Source organism: Suilimivivens sp. (genome assembly GCF_037359455.1).
Taxonomy (GTDB): domain Bacteria; phylum Bacillota; class Clostridia; order Lachnospirales; family Lachnospiraceae; genus Suilimivivens; species Suilimivivens aceti.
In genome coordinates, this window is record NZ_JAXXXI010000002.1 from 19,336 (window position 1) to 38,626 (window position 19,291).

Below are 19,291 nucleotides of genomic sequence, written 5' to 3' on the forward strand. Positions count from 1 at the left end.
TTTTTGTCCTCCCTATACGGTTACTCTGGTTCCTGTAAATTTGCCGTTTACAGTATTCACAATGCTGTTTTCTTCATTTAATCCAAACACCCACATGGGCATTTTGTTGTCTCTTGCCAGAATGGAAGCTGTCATATCTACCACCTGCAGATTCTTCTCGATCACCTCATCGATTGTGATGCTGTCATACTTCTTTGCATCCTGACTTGTCTTGGGATCCTTATCGTATACACCGTCGATAGACTTGGCAAGCAGAATGACCTCTGCCTCTACTTCAATGGCTCTCAGTACAACACCAGTATCAGTAGAGAAATATGGATGTCCGGTACCGCCTGCAAAGAACACGACCATTCCCCTGCTGAAATATTTATTGGCTCTGTCCTTGGAGAAAAGCTTGGTAAAGGATCCGCACTCAAAGGGTGTCAGCACGGCTGTCTTCATACCAACACTTCTGAAGATCTCAGAAACATAAATACAGTTCATGACAGTCGCCAGCATCCCGATCTGGTCAGCCTTGGTTCTGTCAATATTTTCACTCGTACGGCCTCTCCAGAAATTACCGCCACCGGTTACGATACCCACTTCAATCCCACTGTCTGTCAGCTCTTTAACCTGAAGTGCCACCTTTCTTACTGTTTCTTCATCAAAGCCAGTTTTTTTGTCACCAGCAAGGGCTTCACCACTCAGCTTAAGCAAAATTCTCTTCATACCAGTCACCGCCTATTTCATTTTCTTGATCTCTTCAAAGAAGGAGGTCGGATTTACTTCTGCATAGCACTGTGAACACATACCTTCGATCACGGCACCATTGTTGATCTGTACAGATTTGGATTTGATATCCCCCATGACGATAGCAGAAGAATCCAGGACAACGGGTCCCTTCACATCAATATCACCCTTGATCGCACCTGCGATCACAGCACTGTTTGCATACAGGTTTCCGATGATGACTGTACTCTGTCCTACCTTGATAGAGCCACTGCTCTTCAGTTCTCCTGTGATCTTGGCTCCTTCTGCATAGATCTCTGCTGCCTGGGAATTTCCCTGGATGGTACCTGTAATATTCAGTTTACCAAGAGCCTCCACATTACCAACAATGCTTCCTCTGACATCCAGTGCACCCTCGGTTGCAATATTACCATTGATGATCATGCTCTCAGTCAGTGTGGAAACCTCATCACTGGGTCTCTTTCCGGAGGAAGACGGCATCTCTGCTTTCTCTGCCGGCTGTGTATAAGCAGACTCCTTCGTAGCAGAAAGATTATCCACATTATCAAGCATTGCCCCGAGATCCGCATCAAAACCGTTCACTGTACTGCTTTCCTCTGCTTTTTCTGTTTCCCGGACTGCATCTGCGCCATCATCGGCCGCCTCTCCTGCTTCCGCGTTTTTCTTTGCTTCTGCCTCTTCAGCTCCCTCTTCCGGCATCAGCTCATTGACTGCCTGTGATAAATCATCCTTTAAATCTGAGAAAAATCCCATTGGTAAGTCCTCCATTCGCTTCTTTGTATCTTCATGATTCGTAACTGAAATCAATTACTTTCTTCTGTCTGTGCTTTAATAGTATGCTGCACAGGTACCGTGTCATCTGTAATAGGCAGAAAAACAGCATCCTCCTGCAGACGGATTTCTGAAATGATCTCCGGCAGGGCTTCCACCGTCGTATCTTTATTTGCTGCATCATGCATAAGTACCACACAGCTCTGCTGATTTCTGATGCCTGCAAGACAGTTCGCCAGAAGTGTCTCTGCCGGAAGCTCCCTGCTTACTGCATCCCCCGATGCCACATTCCAGTCAAAATAAGTGACCCCCTGATCCGTCAGCCAGTCTGCCAGCTTCTGCATATCTATATTACTCACGGTATTGGAGCTTCCTCCCGGAAAACGGTAAAATCTTGGCCATACACCGGTCAGTTCATACAGATATTCCTGCAGCTTTTTCATATCAGTCTGAAAATCTTCCTCAGAATCATAAATATCCGCATAAGAATGACTGTAGGAATGCATGCCAAGCGTGTGTCCCTCTTCTACGATCCTTCTGTATGCCTTTTTGGAAGCTTCATCCGTCTTCCCTACTACAAAAAAGGTTGCCTTCACATCGTAGGCCTTCAGGATATCCAGGATCTCATCCGTATTACTGCTCGGTCCGTCATCAAAGGTAAGGTAAATCTTTTTTTGACCCTCTTCTTCCTCTCCGGCTGCCGGTGTCCCTGCGTCCTGCTCTTCCTGCAAAGCTTCTCTTTCGGATTCTTCTATCGTTTCTGTCAAGAAAGCTCCTGCCAGATTTTTATTTTCGTCCTCCAGCTCCTGGATAACAGCTTCCTGCTGTCTGATCCTGTCGGATAGCTGATGCGCCCGGACACTCAGTATAATACTCGCTGTCACAGGAATAAGTACAGCCATCATAACTCCGCCAAGGATCATCTTCTTCAGGCGGTTGATCCGCTTTCTGCGGGTGGCCGACTCTTCCATATGCCATCTGCTCCTTTAACACGATTTGCTTATAGTTTAACACAAAAAGAGAGCAGACTCAAGTAACCATTTGAGTCTGCCCTCAGAATTATCTTACCTTATCTGTAAGCCTGTAAGTCTGCCTTATTCTGTGATATCTGCGTACATGAAGTACCAGTATCCGTAAGGTGAATGCCAGGATCCTGTGATCTTGTCACTCTGTAACCAGAAATCGTTGTAATATGCAACAGGGATACATCCAGCTTCCTCCATCAGAATGTCTTCTGCTGTATGGAGAGCCTGTGAACGCTCGTCAGCATCCAGTGTTGTTCTGGAAAGATCGATAGCTGCATCGTAGTCTGCATTGGTGAACTTACCATCATTGTTACCATTGGTTGAGTAGAACAGATCCAGCATATTGGAAGGATCACTGTAGTCTCCTACCCAGCCGTTACGTGCAACATCAAAATCACCGTTACGACGCATAGGTGTGAAGGAAGCCCACTCAACGATATCTACCTGAAGGTCGATACCAATCTCTGCCCACGCCTGCTGTAAATATTCAGCAACTACCTTGTGGTAACCGGCATCGTTGGTTGTATATGTGATGGTCGGGAAGCCTTCCCCATTCGGATAACCGGCATCAGCCAGAAGCTGCTTGGCTTCTTCCAGATTTGCTTCATAGTTGGTAACATCGATATAAGACTTACCACCGTTTGCATTATCCTTGAACTGCTTTCCGTCCATATCGATCCAGCCGGTTCCTAGAAGATTGTCTGCAGGTGAATAGGTTCCCTGCATCAGGGTATTTGCAACATAATCACGGTCAATAGCAAGGCTTAATGCCTTACGTACCTTTGCATCCTTGAATGCATCTCTTTCAAGGTTCATGCTGAGGTAATAGGTACCAATGATAGGATCTACATAGAAATCAGCACTGTCCTTTAAGGTAGGGATCTCTTCTGTAGGAACATCCTTGATCATCTGGACTTCACCTGTCTGGTATGCACTGTATGCAGCGTTGGAATCCTCGATCAGGTTCCACTTGATACCATCAAGCTTGATTGCATCAGCATTCCAGTAGTAAGGGTTCTTAGTCATCATGATATAAGATCCGGGAACCCACTCAGATACATAGAAAGGTCCATTGCTGATGTATGTCTCAGCACTTGTTGCCCATGCATCACCATTTGCTTCTACAGTTGCCTGCTGAACAGGGCTTAAGGTAGCAAATGCTGCAAGGCTTCCGAAGTAGGAGCAGGGAGTGTTCAGAGTAACAACCAAAGTGTTGTCATCAGAAGCAACTACCTGAAGGGCGTCAAGATCACCCTCAATTGCCTTGTCATAGCCTTCTACCATGGAAAGTACAGTTTCAGCATAGGGAGCAGCTACCATAGGATCGCATACTCTCTTCCAGCTGTAAACAAAATCATTTGCATTTAAATCAGAACCATCTGACCATTTAAGACCCTCTCTTAAATGGAATGTCCAGGTAAGTCCGTCTTCGGATACTTCATAGGACTCTGCCTGTCCGGGTATCAGCTGACCATCTTCATCAACTGCCAGAAGGCATTCAAAAGAATGTAATAACATGTTACCACCATCAACAGCGCTGTTTAAAGCAGGATCAATGGTTTCAGGATTAGGTCCTACCTGTACGGATAAGATCTTCTCACCTGTTGCAGAAGCAGGGGCTTCTGCCTCTGTCTCTGTTCCAGCTGTCTGTCCGTCTGCTGCAGAATCAGTTGCTGCTCCATTGGAGCTTCCGCCGCAGGCTGTTAAGCCAAGAACCATGGCAGCTGTGAGAACGAGTGCAAGTGCTCTCTTTTTCATAATACTTCCTCCTATAATAAATAATAACTCTTATATTGTTACCATATTTAGTTACACTTGTCAATATGATGGCAGGCGGCAAAATGTCCTTTTTCGATTTCTTTCCACTCGGGAGCAGCCGCAGCACAGGTTTCATCCGCATAGGGACATCTGGTACGGAACCGGCATCCTGAAGGGGGATTTAAAGGACTTGGAACATCTCCTTCAAGCACGATACGTCTGCTTTCCCTGGCCTTTCCCGGGTCGGCAATAGGGATTGCGGAGATCAGGCTCTTTGTATAGGGATGAAGAGGTCTTGTGATCAGCTCATAGCTGTCAGCCAGCTCCACCATTCTTCCCAGATACATAACGCCGATCCGGTTGGAGATATGCTTTACTGCAGAAAGATCATGGGCAATAAACAGGTAAGTCAGCCCCATCTGCTCCTGCAGATCCTCAAACATATTGATGACCTGTGCCTGAATGGAAACATCCAGTGCAGAGATCGGTTCATCACAGACAATGAATTCCGGATTCACTGCCAGTGCCCTCGCAATACCGACTCTCTGGCGCTGACCACCAGAAAACTCGTGCGGATAACGGTTTGCATGCTCAGAATTCAATCCGACCCTGCGAAGCATTTCTATAATAATGTCATATCTCTCTTTTTTGTTTGCCGCCATCTTGTGTACGTCAATGGCTTCCCCGATGATATCACCGACTGTCATTCTGGGATCCAGACTGGCATAAGGATCCTGGAAAACGATCTGCATTCTCTTACGGTAAGGCAGCATATCCACCTTGATCTTCTTTTCTACATCAAAGATCACATCACCGTCATAAATAAACCGTCCACCGGTAGGCTCATAAAGCCTAAGGAGAGTACGTCCTGTAGTGGTCTTGCCACAGCCTGACTCACCAACAAGTCCCAGCGTTTCTCCCCTCTCAATGGTGAAGGAAACATCATCTACCGCCTGGATATATTTTTTATTTTTGCCGTATCCCCCTGCCGGAAAATACTGCTGTAAATGTTCTACCTGAACTAATGTATCACTCATTGGCTGCTCCCTTCTCCATCTCTTCCTTCTGATTCAGCCAGCACTGGGTATAATGCACCTCATCAAAGTTTGTTACCGGAGGCATTTCACGAAGACAGATCTTCATACATGCTTCGCATCTCGGTGCAAACGGGCATCCTGCAGGCGGGTTCAGAAGGTCAACGGGTGTTCCTTCAATGGGAACCAGTCTTTCATGTTCCTTTGTGTCAATTCTCGGAATGGAACGGATCAGTCCCCTGGTATACTGATGCTTCGGATTGTAGAAGATATCCTCTGTAGTACCGTATTCCACGATCCTGCCGGCATACATAACTGCGATCCTCTCGCACATGCTGGCAACCACGCCAAGGTCATGGGTGATCATGATGATCGCCATGCCAAGCTTGTCCTTCAGTTCCATCATCAGCTCCAGGATCTGTGCCTGTATGGTCACATCAAGTGCTGTTGTCGGCTCATCTGCGATCAGGAGCTTTGGTTCGCAGGCAAGTGCCATAGCGATCATGACTCTCTGTCTCATACCACCGGACAGCTCATGAGGATACTGCTTTAATCTCTTATCAGGCTCATTGATACCAACAAGGGTAAGCAGCTCTTTGGCTCTTTCCCTGGCCTGCTTTCTGTTCTTATCTGTATGGAGAAGAATCACTTCCATGATCTGATTGCCTACGGTATATACCGGATTCAGACTGGTCATTGGATCCTGGAAAATAATGGATACTTCATTTCCACGGATCCTTCTCATTTCCTTCTCACTCATTTTCTCGATCTCATGTCCATTAAACTGCAGACTACCGCCGATCAGCTTACCGGGATATGCCGTCAGCCCCATCAGACTGTAGGCTGTTACAGACTTACCGGAACCACTTTCTCCTACAATGCCAAGCACCTCGCCTTCCTTCAGATGAATGGACACATCATTTAATGCCTTTACTTCACCAGCAGGTGTGAAAAAGGAAAGTCTTTCATTTTTAATATCTACCAGATATTCTGCCATTTTCTCTCCCTCCTGCATTAATTTTTCAGCTTGGGATCAAATGCATCCCGAAGACCATCACCGAAAAGGTTAAAGCTCAGAATGATCAAGCTGATCAAAAGAGCCGGAATAAACAAAAGATACGGATACGTATTCATACCGTTGATTGCATCACTGGCAAGGGAGCCAAGGGACGGAAGCGGTACGGCAACACCCATACCAAGGAAGCTTAAGAAGCTTTCTGTAAAAATGGATGAGGGGATCTGCAGTGTAGTGGTAACGATCAAAGTACCGATACAGTTGGTCAGCAGATGCTTTCTGATGATCTTTCCATTGCTTACGCCGAGTGCCCTTGCTGCTGTTACATATTCACTTTCCTTCAGCATCAGAACCTGGCTTCTGACCATTCTCGCCATACCTACCCAGTATAAAAGGGCAAATACAACAAAAATACTGATCAGGTTTTCACCTACCACACCTACCCAGGCAAAGCCTGCTACATTCTTCAGCCGGGACAGGGGATCCTTTAGTGCAAAGGATAACAGTACGATCAGCAGGATATCCGGAATCGTGTATATAATATCAACAATACGCATCATGACCAGATCCACCCAGCCTCCAAAGAAGGCTGCCACAGATCCGTAAATGGATCCGATGATCAGGATGATCCCTGTTGCGATCAGACCAACTAACAGAGAAATACGGCTTCCCATCATGACACGGATGGCGTAATCACGTCCCATCTTGTCTGTGCCAAAGACATGAGGGAATACCTTTTCACCGGCATCGATCCTTGCCTGCTCCTCTGCAGAATACTGCATGGGGCGCAGGTTGTTTGCTCCCTTGATCTGCTCCTTATAGGAATAAGGATAAAAGGAAGGAACCACAAAGGAAAAGATCATGATGATAATGATCACTACAAGGCTTACCATAGCCACCTTATTTTTGCGCAGACGACGTCCGCCATCCTTCCAGAAGCTGACACTCTCACGCATGATCACCTGACTCTGCTTTTCTTCCTCTGTTGCCGGGAGAAAATCTTCAGGCTTTAATTTTAACTGAAAACTGATTGGATTTTCTTTCATGGGGTCTGCTCCTTACTTTAATTTAATTCTGGGATCTACGAGCTTGTAAACAATATCTACCACAACATTCATAAGAATAATGAGTGTGGCAAGAAAGATCGTTGTCCCCATGATCAGTGTATAATCTCGTCCGTTAATGGCTGCGATAAACTCACCGCCAAGTCCCGGGATCGTAAAAATCTTCTCTACTACAAAGCTTCCTGTTACCGTATAAGCCAGAAGAGGACCCACATAGGTAATAACCGGAAGAATCGCATTACGGAGTGCGTGCTTGAAAAGGATCTTGCCTCCCGCAAGTCCCTTGGCCTTTGCAGTCCGCATATAGTCCTGCCCCAGTACGTCCAGCATGGATGAACGCATCAGACGCATAATATAGGCTGTTGGATAAAAAGCCAGTGCCATGACCGGCATCACATAATGCTTTGCTGTTGTCAGTCCCATGGTGGGAAGGACCTGCAGCTTAACTCCGAAGAAATACAGCAGCAGTGTACAGATAACAAAGCTGGGAACCGCAATACCACAGGTTGCCACCACACTGATCAGACTGTCTGCAAACTTCCCTCTCTTCAGGGCAGCAATACAGCCAAGCGGCACTCCAAGGATCAGGGATACCAGTACAGATACGCCGCCGACTCTTGCAGACACTGGAAACTTCATCTTAATGATATCCATAACAGTACGGCCTCTCTGCTTTAAGCTGTCACCAAAATCTCCATGCAGTGCATCTGTGATATATGTCAGATACTGCTGGAAGAGCGGCTTATCCAGTCCATACTTTGCTTCCAACGCTGCTGTTGCCTGGGGACTGATTGCCTTTTCAGAAAGGAACGGACCACCGGGAACCAGATTCATCAGAAAGAAGGTGATGGTTGCCACCGCCCAGATTGTCACGATTGCAAGACCAATTCGTTTTGCAATATATTTTACCATAATCAAAAACTCCTTACCTTGACTAAAAAGAAAGAAGCCCGGTTATTCCACAGACAGGGGAAAACACTATCTATGAAACTCCCGGGCCTCATCACTGTTCTTCTTTTATTCAGAACGGATTACATACCTGCCTGTGCAGCAACCTCTGCTGCGAAATCGTCAACTTTCTTTTCAAGACCTTCACCTGTTTCGAAACGAACAAATTTCTTAACAGAAAGATTAGCGCCTGTTTCCTTGGAAACCTGTGCAAGGTACTGTGCTACAGTCTGCTTGCCATCTTCAGCTTTAACGTAAGGCTGCTCGAGGAGACAAACCTCCTTCAGTTCCTTGTTAAGACGTCCGACAACAGCACCCTCGATAACCTTCTCAGGCTTTCCAGCCATCTTGGGATCGTTAGCGATCTGTGCCATCAGGATCTCTTTCTCATGAGCCTTGTATTCTTCAGATACATCTGCTGTAGATACATACTTGGGAGAAAGTGCTGCGATCTGCATAGCTACGTTGGTAAGTGCTTCCTTAACAGCATCATTTACAACGTCTGTCTGTGCTTCTACAACAACACCGATTCTTCCGCCACCGTGTACATAAGATACGACACAGCCGTTATCAGCAACGATCTTCTCAAATCTTCTGATATTTAAGTTCTCACCGATCTTGGCAACCTTGGCAACCAGAGCTTCCTTAACAGTGATAGAAGGATCTGCATTCCACTTTTCTGCCATAAATGCTTCCATGTCATCTGCGTCAGAGTTAACTGCCTGCTCTGCAACTGCCTTTACAAATGTCTGGAACTCTTCATTCTTTGCAACGAAATCTGTCTCAGAGTTAACTTCAACAACTGCTGCTGTCTTGTCATCCTTTAAGGTTACACAGCAAAGACCTTCTGCTGCGATTCTTCCTGCCTTCTTCTCTGCCTTAGCCTGTCCGTTCTTTCTTAAGAACTCAACGGCTGCGTCCATATCCCCATCGGTTTCATTAAGAGCCTTCTTGCAGTCCATCATACCTGCTCCGGTAGCTTCTCTTAACTCTTTTACCATAGCTGCTGTAATGTTAGCCATCGTTATTTCCTCCTGAATCTGTTTGCTTTAATTATTCTGCATCTGCCACTTCTTCGATATCAGTAGCTTCTGTTCCCTCTGCTGCCTGAGCAAGCTCCTCTGTAACAGCTTCCTCACCCTGATTTGCCTCGATAACAGCATCAGCCATCTTGGAAACGATCAGCTTAACAGCTCTGATAGCATCATCATTACCAGGAATAATGTAATCCAGCTCTTCAGGATCACAGTTGGTATCACCAATACCTATCAGTGTAATTCCCAGTGTATGAGCTTCCTGTACGCAGATTCTTTCCTTCTTGGGATCTACTACGAAAATAGCATCGGGAATTCTTGTCATGGTCTTGATACCGCCAAGGTTCTTCTCCAGCTTCTCCCACTCTTTCTTAAGAGCGATAACTTCCTTCTTGGGAAGAACATCAAAAGTACCGTCCTCAGACATGGTCTCGATTGCCTTTAATCTGTCAATTCTGCTCTGGATAGTCTTGAAGTTGGTAAGCATACCGCCAAGCCATCTCTCGTTTACATAGTACATACCACAACGCTCAGCTTCTGTCTTAACAGCGTCCTGAGCCTGCTTCTTGGTACCTACGAAAAGAATGGTTCCGCCCTGTGCAGCGATCTCAAATACTGCTCTGTAAGCCTCATCAACCTTTCCTACAGACTTCTGCAGGTCGATAATGTGGATACCATTTCTCTCTGTGAAGATATAAGGAGCCATCTTGGGGTTCCATCTTCTTGTCTGATGTCCGAAATGAACACCTGCCTCTAATAACTGCTTCATTGAAATAACGCTCATGTCTTTACCTCCATTTGGTTGCGCTTCTGCGTATCTTCCGCTCAGCTGCCTACCCTGCGTCAAGGGCACCGGCAGGAAATTGATACACATGCTTTATAGTCATACTGGCACAGTATAGCACTAAAACCCTCTTTTTTCAAGAGGGTTTTCGCAAATTCAGCCAGATTTTCCGCATTTTTATTTTCCTTTATCTTCCAGTTATCTGCCACACAGGATCTCACTGATCTCCTCTTCCGTTGCCGTTTCCGGAATTTCATATGATCCTGTTTTGAGTTTTCTGTCATATCCTTTGGAGCACAGATAATTATCAAAGTCCCTGGCATCTGCCACAAGTCCTGCCTGCTGCAGTCTGTAAGCCACCTGATAGGAGCTGTCCCCCGCCTGGATCTCAAATGTATAAGAGCTTCCTTCCTCTTCCTCTGCAGGCTTCTGCGTCGGTCTGGCCGTCACCTCCGGTGTCTCTGTCGCTGCCGGTGCTTCCGTTGCTGCCGGTGTTTCTGCTGCCTCCGGTGTCTCTGTTGCTGCCGGTGTTTCTGCCGCTTCCGGTATCTCTGTTGCTGCTGGTGTTTCTGCCGCTTCTGGTATCTCTGTTGCTGCTGGTGTTTCTGCCGCTTCCAGATCAGCCAGGGAATTTCCAGGCTCCACCATACCAAGGGCGGCTGCCCTTTCCCTGATCTCCCGGTCTGACAGTGTTTCCTTTCTGCTTCCCTGCGTAACACCCATGATAACAGCAGTTACCAGAATACCAATGCCAAGTCCTCTCAGATAGTATTTTAATTTCATGTAAAACTTCTCCTTTGTGCCTTTACGTATCTGCGAACAGATCCAGCACCAGCTTCACTTCCCCAATACCTAGTCCAAGCTCTTTGGCAATTGCCATATTGGACTTACCTGCCTTATGAAGCTCCCTGATCTTTTCATTATTATTTCTGCTGCCATTCTTACCGGCTGCTGCCATACTCACATCTACATGCTTTGCAGTCTCTTTTCTGTCAGCCTGATTCTCTGACTGTGCGGCTTCCTCTGCTTTGGTCTTTGCAGATGAGGGCTTCCGTTTTCTTGCCGGCTCCTTTGCTGCCCCATCTGCACTCTTCCTTTTTCTGGCATTTCCTGCTTCAGCGCCTGTTTCTGCCATACCGGAGGCTGCAAGTGCCACTGCCCCTGCTCCACTCTCTGCAGTCAGATCCGGAAGCACCGTAACCCGTTCCGCCTGTATGGGACTGAATTTCGCCTGCTCCAGTTCTTCTTTCAGTTTCCCTTCTACTGTCATGGCCTCACTGACTGTATTTTTCAGCTTATCATGCTTGTCATTCAGCATATCATAAAGGAAAACGGCCTCTTTATGGTTTTTGCCGATCTGCTCCAGAACCGTGTTTGAAAATTCATTAATTGCCATGATCTTTTCATTGCTTGTTTTCTCCATGACACGTTCTGTCTTTTCCATGGAATATTTCACAGTTTCCTCTACAATATCATTTATCTTCTGCTGGGCTTCCCTGACTTCACCCTCAATTTTCTCCCGAAGCTCTTCTTCCGGTATCCTGACCTCTACCCCCTCCTCTTTTTTCTCCTTCTTTCCTGTAGGAATTAAAAAGCTGATGGTAAATACCAGTGCACCTGCAATCAGCAAAATCAGTTCTGTTGTATTCATGTTCTCACCTGTATCTTTAAATTTTTATGTCAAAGCCGCCGTAGCCGCCTGCAGACGGCTTTTTCTTTTCTTCCTGCTTTTTGCGCTTTTTGCCGCCATCTCCATAATAATGGCCGTTTCCACTATCCTTGGCATCAAATCGTTTTCCCTCATTCTCAGCCTTGTCGCCATGCTGTACCTGACGAGCCTTCACTTCAACCTTCTGCTCTGTTTTCTGATGGATATTGGCCTGCTCAACAAACCCTCTGCTGTCTTCCTGATGTTTGATTGCTGTAAAATCCTGGGCTCTGGTGATCTGCCCCTGCAGTTCTACTCTGCTGATCGTCATAGGCACTCCTTCTGTCCCCTATAAAGCAGACATTTTTACATCGCCCTGCTCTTTTTTAAACTTGCAGTGACGCATACTTTCCTTAACAACAAGAGAAACGTCCGAAATACATATCTTCGTTCCAGCATATACCTCGCCAGATACCTCTACCTTTGCACCGCTGCTCTCCTGCAGGACAGACTGTAAGCCTGTCAGTTCCTCATTATTATTAGCTACGATCTCCTTAAGCTGCTTTTCCTGCTGCACCATTTCCTGAAAACCCTTCAGCTGATCCGGCCGAAGCTTTACACCCTGTGCCATCTTCTTTGACAATGCTGCCAGAACCGGTTGGATCTGTGCGATCATCCTGCTGCTTTCTGTCACCTGCTTCTGAAGCTCCTGCAGTCTTGCCTTCTTGAGTGGATCCATTCCCACCTCTACAATCGTATCCGTCCCCATGGGAGACCCGAGCGTCTTGACCTGAATCAGGCTGGTAGCACATACTTTTCCTCCGGTAATAAATCCTCTCTTACCTGTAACTACGATCTGTGTTCCTGCAGTTACCCTGCTGTGAAGGATCGATTCTGTGGAAACGCTGCCGCCCGCTGATACCCTGGCATTTTCAAGGAACTTGGCTACAATGTTTCCACCGGCCTGAAGCTCTCCTTTTGCCATGCCGTTCATACCTCTTGCTATGATGATATTACCACCTGCAAACAGTCCGGCTCCCTCTACGATACCTGCTACTTCTATGTCTCCCCGTGCCCTGACCTCGAAATTGGCACAGACATTTCCATTGATCTTGACACTGCCTTCATAATCCAGATTTCCGGTAGAGGTGTCCACATTTTCCACCTCAAGTACATCTGATACAAAGACAGAGCCTTCTACCAGCATGACATGCCCGTCTGTCTCTGCCGTCAGCACTGTCTTATCTTCGGAAATGGAAATATTTCTCCCATAATGAAGGACACCCGCCTTTACTTCTCTTGGCGGAATCTTTTCTCCATATACAGTAGATCCTGCCTCTCCCCGGTCTTCCGGATAGAGTCTTGCAAGGACATCTCCTTTTTTGCAGTGATTAATTGTATTCAGATGAAAGAAATCTACACTCCCGTCTTCTTTCAGTGTGGGTCTTGCCTTTTTGTCTGTCTGGAAATAATATTCTATCCTTGCATCAGATCCGTTTCTAGGTGCTTTTCCAGCAGCAGCCTGCAGGTCTGTACAGTATCTGACATGCGAAAGGAAGTCAAAAATCTCATTCCTGCGCACACCATAAGTGATCCTTTTAAAAGTAAGATCCCGGATCAGCTCCTGCGGCTTCAGGCTCTCTCCATTCTCAGATGCCGGATAAAATCTGACAATCACGCTCATGCGGTCTTCACTTGCAAGCAGGATGTAGCTTTCATTTACCTCTTTGCAGGCTTCCCTGTTCAGCATAAGCAGATATATCTCCTGTCTTGATGCAGCTGCATTCTGTAACCCCTTTGAAAGCGCAGGCGTATCATAAGGAATCTGGTTTCTCGTCAGATACTCCATAACCTCTTTCACATTGACAGCTTCCCCACCGTCCTTTGGTGCAAAGACCTTAAGTCCTGTTCCCTGCGGTCCACACACCAGCTGGAAATACCCATTTTTCATAGCAATACCCGTCCCCTCTCACTACCTCTGTATCAGCTCTCCTGAAAATGCTAAGCCTCTGCTACCGGGAAAAGATCCCCATATAATTTCCCATTTTAGCTTTCATTTTCTGCAGTGCACGTGTATGCAGCTGCGAAATTCTGGACTCTGATACCGCAAGGATATTACTGATCTCCTTTAATGTCAGATCCTCATAATAATAAAGAAGGATCACCTTCTTTTCTTTTTCTGTCAGAAGCTCCAGTGCCTCTGCCAGCTTCTTTTTCAGTTCATCCTTTTCGATCACGTCTTCCGGCTCGTCATAGCGATGCTGGGTACTCTGCAGGGAAGGAACCTCACTTCCCCCCTCCAGGAATTCATCCAGCGATACCACCCCTGTTATCTTCATCTGTGACTGCCAGCCAGTATATTCGTCCGCTGAAATACCAAGCTCCCCGGCAATTTCCTCATCTGTTGCCGCTCTGCCCTTTTCAGCTTCAATGGCCTTCATGGCCGCATCTATTTTTTTCTGTTTCTGACGGATCGTTCTCGGGATCCAGTCCATTTTCCGAATCTGATCCAGTATTGCTCCCCTGATCCGGAGGCTGGCATAGGTTTCAAATTTGACAGCCTTCATATTGTCATATTTATCTATGGCATCTATCAGACCAAATACCCCATATCCAACCAGATCATCATATTCTACATTGTATCCAAGATACATACTGAGCCGTCCTGCCACCAGCTTTACAAGCGGAGCATATTCCAGTATGATCTGTTCCCGTATTTCTGGTGACCTGTTTTTGGCATAGTCTTCAAAAAGCCTGTTTCTTGCTGCTTCGTCCATGGTAACCTCCGATACAGTTCTTCCTTAGCCATAGACTATTTCTCTTCCTTTTCAGCCTCTTCCTTCTTAGCCTCTTTTTCTATGACTTCTCCTTCTTCTGCCTTCTGTGTCTCTTCCTTTTTCTGGATCTCATCCAAAAACTTTACCATTTTCTTCTGGATAAAAAGGCCCGCGCAATAAAAGAACAGCATTGACAGAAGCAATATGGTAAGCCGCTGTGTCATGTCATAATCACTCAAGAACATGACAATGGATACCACTGCCCCTGCAAGCAGCATCAGAAAAGGAGCAAACAGCTTTTTATTACTCATATTGTTTTCTCCGGCTTACCGATTGCCCGAATCACATAATCCCCCGTTTTAGGATAGAAAATAACTGTCCGGCCATAATTCTCTCCGGTATCCTCTGAAAGGAGCGGGATTTTCAGTTCACTCAGCTTCTTCCGGCTGGCCGCTGCGTTTCTGTCCCCTACTCTCATGGCTTCATTACCGCTGCCAAAGGAGAACATCTGTGCGCCGCCGGCGATCTTGGCTACCAGACGGTTCCTGTTTCCACCCTTTTTCACAATTGCATCTACCAGGTCTTCAATTCCGGTATCTGCAAATTTGGGTCTGTTGGTATTATTTCTGATTTCTTTACTGTCAGGCAGCATAATATGTACCAATCCGCCAACTCCTGTCCCCGGATCCCGGATCGCAATTCCGATGCATGAACCAAGCCCAAGCGTGGTAACAGCATCATCTCCACTGCAGACTGCCATATCCGCCATTCCTACCTTATATACTTCACCCATAGCAAAAGAATCTCCTTTACCCTACATCACACCAAGTGCTGTCAAAATCTTTTCATAAGATTCCATATCGGGTATCAGTATAAAATAACCATCCAGCTCTACTGCATCTGAGAACTGTGTCTGCACAAGAAGAATCTTATCGGCATATAATCCAAACTCAACTGCAGGCACGCTTAAAAGCGCCCCTGCCATGTCTATTCCAAGCTGTGGTACAGAAGGATAGATCTTCAGCCCTGTCAGGGAAGAGAGTGCATTTAAATATGCACCGGTAATGATATTACCTACTTCCTTGATCGCAGAGCATTCCATTTCGCCAAATTCATGGCTGGTAATCTCATCTTCTGTAACACCCAGCATGCCACACATCAGCTTATTAACAAGATGGGCTGCAGAGACCTTCTTCTGGATGAACATCATGCTTCCTTCAATATCGCCCTCTACCTGGAGATAAATACCTACCATCAGTTCATCTTCACCGCCAACCAGTTCTCCAAGCTTATTAAAATCAAGCAGCTGAACCTTGGGAACAGACATATCTACCTTGCATCCGATCATCTGTGCAAGTGCGGTCGTAGCATTTCCTGCACCGATGTTGCCAAGCTCTTTCAGCACATCGTAGTACTGGTTCGTTAATTCGTCCATATTAAGATTTTTCATGAAACTCTCCTAACTGATTATGCTTTATTTTTCAAGTAAGACCGAATTCAGATCCAGTAAGGAAATCAGCTCTTCTCCGTTTTTTCCAATGCCGGAAATAAAATGACTCTTATTCTCATTTCCATCATACGCCATTTTTTCAATACAGTCAGTAGTAAGTGTTACCACTTCCTTTACTTCATCCACAATGATGCCGATTGTTCCATGCTGCTCATGCTTCAGGATAATAATCCTTGTAGATTTGACCTCAACATCCTCAGGAAGACCCATCTTTAACCGGATGCTCATCACAGGGATCACTTCTCCACGAAGATTGATTACTCCCCTGATATAGGATGCTACCTTGGGAACTCTTGTAATATGCTGCATACGGACAATATTATCCACATATCGTATATCAATACCATACTGCTCTTCGCCAAGCCGCACAACGATATACTGTGCTGCTGCTTCTTCTGCTGCTTCAGCTGTTTCTATTGTTTTTAACTGATCCATCTTCTAAATCCCCCTGTTCTAAATGAGTGCGTTGGCATCCAAAATCAGTGCTACCTCGCCGTCACCGAGAATGGTTGCACCGCTGATGATCTTGCACTTGTTAATATATTTGCCAAGTGATTTAATAACGATCTCCTGCTGTCCGATCAGCTCATCCACAACCAGCCCCGCCAGCTTCTCGCCCTTCTTCACAATAACGACTACCATATTTTCTTCCGGAGACTTCTGACTCTCAATATCAAGTTCTTTGCTCAGTCTGACAAGTGGGATCACATTTCCTCTCAGGTTGATCACTTCGTTATTTCCAACCAGCTTGATCTCAGCCGGATTGATGTCCTCAATTGTCTGGATACTGCCTAGAGAGATCGCATACTTCTCACCACCGACAATAACCATCAGTGCCTGGATGATAGCAAGGGTCAGCGGCAGTCTGATGATCCATGTGCTTCCTTCTCCAAGCTTGGATTTTACCTCTACCTCACCGCTTAAGGATTCGATCTTGGACTTCACGACATCAAGCCCGACACCTCTTCCAGATATATCGGTGACCTTCTGGGATGTAGAAAAGCCTGCATGGAAAAGCAATCCAATGATATCCTTCTCGCTCATGCTATCGGCCTGCTCCGGTGTGATCACTCCTCTTTCGATCGCCTTCTGTTTGACAGCCTCTGTATCAATACCATTACCGTCATCTCTTACTTCGATGACTACATTGTTGCCATCCTGATAAGCATCCAGGAAAATAGAACCAACCTCCGGCTTTCCTCTCTTTGCACGTACCTCTGCTGATTCCAGTCCATGATCTGCGCTGTTACGGAGCAGATGCATCAGAGGATCCCCGATCTCATCCACCACAGTACGATCCAGCTCTGTTTCCTCACCTGTCATGTACAGTTCCATCTTCTTATCCAGCTTCTTGGACAGCTCACGGATCATTCTCGGGAACTTGCTGACTACGCTTTCAATGGGAACCATCCGGACCTTCATGACAGACTCATGCAGGTTCGTGGTTACACTTTCCAGATATTCAATCTGCTCATTAAAGCCTGCACCTGTCGCTCCTTCTGTGCTGGAGGCAGATACCAGTGAGTTTTTGGCTATGATCAGCTCACTGACAAGGTTCATCAGCACATCCAGCTTCTCAATATCAACGCGGACAGTCCTGTTCACTACCGGCTTTCCACCCTTTTTATCTGTCTGCTGCTTAACTGGTGCGCTGTTCTGTGGTGCCGCTGCAGGCTTGGTTTCCGGCTTTCCTGCCACTACAGCCGGTTTTTCCTCCGGCTCCTCTTTCACTGATGTATCAATATTGATCACATCGCCGACAACAGAAGCAATCTCTGATACATTCTCCGCAGCCTTGATGATCTCTTCAAGCGGCTGGTCGGAGATTATGATCAGGCTGAACTCCAGGTCAAACTTTTCATCCTCTATATCCTGCGCAGAAGGATTGCAGACAATGATCTCTGCCTTTTCCTCCACTGCCTTATAAACAAGAAATGCTCTTGCAGCCTTTAGGATACAGGTTTCCTGTATACGGATCGTCAGACCATAGACCTGCTTTCCCTGTTCCTTTGCCGTGGCAATCACATGCTTTTCCGGATCTCCAAGTGAGATCTGCTCCCAGCTGCGGCCGGTACCCTCTTCTGCCTTTGTCGCCTCTTCCTTCGTTTCCTTCTTCTGCTCTTCCATCTGGGCATCAGATTTGCCCTCCTTCAGGAACGCATTCAGCTGTTCTATAAGAGTCTTGTTATCATTCGTCCCCTCATCTGATGTTTCCTGAATATTATTGGTATACTCGTCCAGCGCATCCAGACACTGGAACAGAATATCTATCAGGTTGGAATTGACCTTCAGGGATCCGTTTCTGATCTCTGTAAAAACATTCTCCATATCATGAGTCAAATTCTGCATCCTCTTATAACCCATGGTGCCTGCCATTCCCTTCAGGGAATGTGCTGCACGGAAGATCTCATTGATCGTATCTGCATCCTCCGGGTTCTGCTCCAGATTCATGATCTGTGTGTTCAGGCTTTCCAGATGCTCTCTTGATTCATCCAGGAAAATACCAAGGTACTGATTAACATCCATTTTAAATTACCCCCACGTTCTTTGTAATCTCACCGGCAATCTGTGTCAGTGGCAATATTTTATCCGCCAATTGTGCCTGGACAACGCTTTTTGGCATACCATACACCGTACACGTTTCCTCATCCTGTGCAATCACGGTAACTTTCTTTTTTTCTTTGAGATGTCTGATCCCCTCTGTGCCATCTGCTCCCATTCCGGTAAGCACCACACAGATAATCTCATCATAATTACTATCCATCAGGGATTCATACATATAATTGGCACAGGGCCTCACCCCTTCTCTTGGCGGTTCGTCCATGTAATGGAGCGTTTCTTTTCCTGCTTTTTTTCTGATCTCCATATGTCTTCCGCCTCTGGCAAGATAAGCATGTCCTTTCTCGGCGGTATCACCCTCTGCTGCCTCCTTGACAGAAAGTCCTGAAAGCTGGTCAAGCCGGATAGACAATGCCTCTGTAAAACCTGCAGGCATATGCTGTACAATAAATACAGGAGCATCTAACTCTGCCGGAAGAAACGGGATCAGACTCTGCAGCGCTTTGGGTCCACCGGTAGAACTGGCTATGGCTACTGCCTTGCTGCCGGTACTCTTTACACTCATTCTCATCTTTTTTCTCTTTCCTGTTGATTATTGCTTATATTATATCACGCCAATTGCTTCACATGGGTGC

Annotated in this window: 21 protein-coding genes; all 21 read right to left on the bottom strand. The window is 46.3% G+C overall.

Features of this window, described 5'->3' with window-relative positions; all coding sequences use genetic code 11:
- Window positions 1-12: 12 nt before the first annotated feature.
- The gene (gene pyrH / locus WJQ40_RS00095; protein ID WP_262573443.1) at window positions 13-708 is read right to left on the bottom strand and encodes a UMP kinase; all 696 of its coding nucleotides are present in this window, start codon (window positions 706-708) and stop codon (window positions 13-15) included.
- Window positions 709-720: 12 nt separating this feature from the next.
- Complete coding sequence (locus tag WJQ40_RS00100) at window positions 721-1,482, bottom strand: polymer-forming cytoskeletal protein (protein WP_337402982.1); 762 nt, start codon at window positions 1,480-1,482, stop codon at window positions 721-723.
- 50 nt (window positions 1,483-1,532) lie between these two features.
- Window positions 1,533-2,471 carry a polysaccharide deacetylase family protein gene (locus WJQ40_RS00105; protein ID WP_118797641.1) on the bottom strand — a complete coding sequence of 313 codons (939 nt, stop codon included), beginning with the start codon at window positions 2,469-2,471 and terminating at the stop codon, window positions 1,533-1,535.
- A 123-nt stretch (window positions 2,472-2,594) separates the two neighbouring features.
- On the bottom strand, window positions 2,595-4,283 hold the full coding sequence (locus tag WJQ40_RS00110) for a peptide ABC transporter substrate-binding protein (protein WP_262573446.1): 1,689 nt from the start codon (window positions 4,281-4,283) through the stop codon (window positions 2,595-2,597).
- A gap of 47 nt (window positions 4,284-4,330) precedes the next feature.
- Window positions 4,331-5,320, bottom strand: a complete 990-nt coding sequence (locus WJQ40_RS00115; protein ID WP_337402978.1) for an ABC transporter ATP-binding protein — start codon at window positions 5,318-5,320, stop codon at window positions 4,331-4,333.
- Complete coding sequence (locus WJQ40_RS00120) at window positions 5,313-6,314, bottom strand: ABC transporter ATP-binding protein (protein WP_118797638.1); 1,002 nt, start codon at window positions 6,312-6,314, stop codon at window positions 5,313-5,315. The genes WJQ40_RS00115 and WJQ40_RS00120 overlap by 8 nt, the downstream gene beginning before the upstream one ends.
- A gap of 17 nt (window positions 6,315-6,331) precedes the next feature.
- Window positions 6,332-7,378, bottom strand: coding sequence for an ABC transporter permease (locus WJQ40_RS00125; protein ID WP_337537507.1), 1,047 nt, complete (start codon window positions 7,376-7,378; stop codon window positions 6,332-6,334).
- Window positions 7,379-7,390: 12 nt separating this feature from the next.
- Window positions 7,391-8,308, bottom strand: a complete 918-nt coding sequence (locus WJQ40_RS00130; protein ID WP_337537508.1) for an ABC transporter permease — start codon at window positions 8,306-8,308, stop codon at window positions 7,391-7,393.
- 119 nt (window positions 8,309-8,427) lie between these two features.
- On the bottom strand, window positions 8,428-9,366 hold the full coding sequence (tsf, locus tag WJQ40_RS00135; RefSeq protein WP_118797635.1) for a translation elongation factor Ts: 939 nt from the start codon (window positions 9,364-9,366) through the stop codon (window positions 8,428-8,430).
- Window positions 9,367-9,397: 31 nt separating this feature from the next.
- Window positions 9,398-10,162 carry a 30S ribosomal protein S2 gene (gene rpsB, locus WJQ40_RS00140; RefSeq protein WP_118797634.1) on the bottom strand — a complete coding sequence of 255 codons (765 nt, stop codon included), beginning with the start codon at window positions 10,160-10,162 and terminating at the stop codon, window positions 9,398-9,400.
- Window positions 10,163-10,360: 198 nt separating this feature from the next.
- Window positions 10,361-10,945, bottom strand: coding sequence for a hypothetical protein (locus WJQ40_RS00145; RefSeq protein WP_337537509.1), 585 nt, complete (start codon window positions 10,943-10,945; stop codon window positions 10,361-10,363).
- A gap of 22 nt (window positions 10,946-10,967) precedes the next feature.
- Entirely contained in the window at window positions 10,968-11,813 is an 846-nt protein-coding gene (locus WJQ40_RS00150) for a DUF6115 domain-containing protein (RefSeq protein ID WP_337537510.1), read from the bottom strand.
- A gap of 16 nt (window positions 11,814-11,829) precedes the next feature.
- Window positions 11,830-12,141: a hypothetical protein gene (locus WJQ40_RS00155; protein WP_118797632.1), complete on the bottom strand. Its 312-nt coding sequence runs from the start codon at window positions 12,139-12,141 to the stop codon at window positions 11,830-11,832.
- A gap of 18 nt (window positions 12,142-12,159) precedes the next feature.
- Complete coding sequence (locus WJQ40_RS00160) at window positions 12,160-13,761, bottom strand: FapA family protein (protein ID WP_337537511.1); 1,602 nt, start codon at window positions 13,759-13,761, stop codon at window positions 12,160-12,162.
- 61 nt (window positions 13,762-13,822) lie between these two features.
- Window positions 13,823-14,587, bottom strand: a complete 765-nt coding sequence (locus tag WJQ40_RS00165; protein WP_118797630.1) for a FliA/WhiG family RNA polymerase sigma factor — start codon at window positions 14,585-14,587, stop codon at window positions 13,823-13,825.
- A gap of 35 nt (window positions 14,588-14,622) precedes the next feature.
- A complete protein-coding gene (locus WJQ40_RS00170; protein WP_337402803.1) occupies window positions 14,623-14,898 on the bottom strand; it encodes a hypothetical protein in 276 nt (91 codons plus the stop codon).
- Window positions 14,895-15,380, bottom strand: coding sequence for a chemotaxis protein CheD (locus WJQ40_RS00175; protein ID WP_118797628.1), 486 nt, complete (start codon window positions 15,378-15,380; stop codon window positions 14,895-14,897). Before WJQ40_RS00175 ends, WJQ40_RS00170 begins: the two co-directional genes overlap by 4 nt.
- A 21-nt stretch (window positions 15,381-15,401) precedes the next feature.
- Entirely contained in the window at window positions 15,402-16,037 is a 636-nt protein-coding gene (locus WJQ40_RS00180) for a chemotaxis protein CheC (RefSeq protein ID WP_118797627.1), read from the bottom strand.
- A 24-nt stretch (window positions 16,038-16,061) separates the two neighbouring features.
- The gene (locus WJQ40_RS00185) at window positions 16,062-16,532 is read right to left on the bottom strand and encodes a chemotaxis protein CheW (protein WP_337537512.1); all 471 of its coding nucleotides are present in this window, start codon (window positions 16,530-16,532) and stop codon (window positions 16,062-16,064) included.
- A gap of 18 nt (window positions 16,533-16,550) precedes the next feature.
- A complete protein-coding gene (locus tag WJQ40_RS00190) occupies window positions 16,551-18,623 on the bottom strand; it encodes a chemotaxis protein CheA (RefSeq protein WP_337537513.1) in 2,073 nt (690 codons plus the stop codon).
- Window position 18,624: 1 nt separating this feature from the next.
- Window positions 18,625-19,227, bottom strand: a complete 603-nt coding sequence (locus tag WJQ40_RS00195; RefSeq protein ID WP_118797624.1) for a CheB methylesterase domain-containing protein — start codon at window positions 19,225-19,227, stop codon at window positions 18,625-18,627.
- Window positions 19,228-19,291 lie beyond the last annotated feature (64 nt).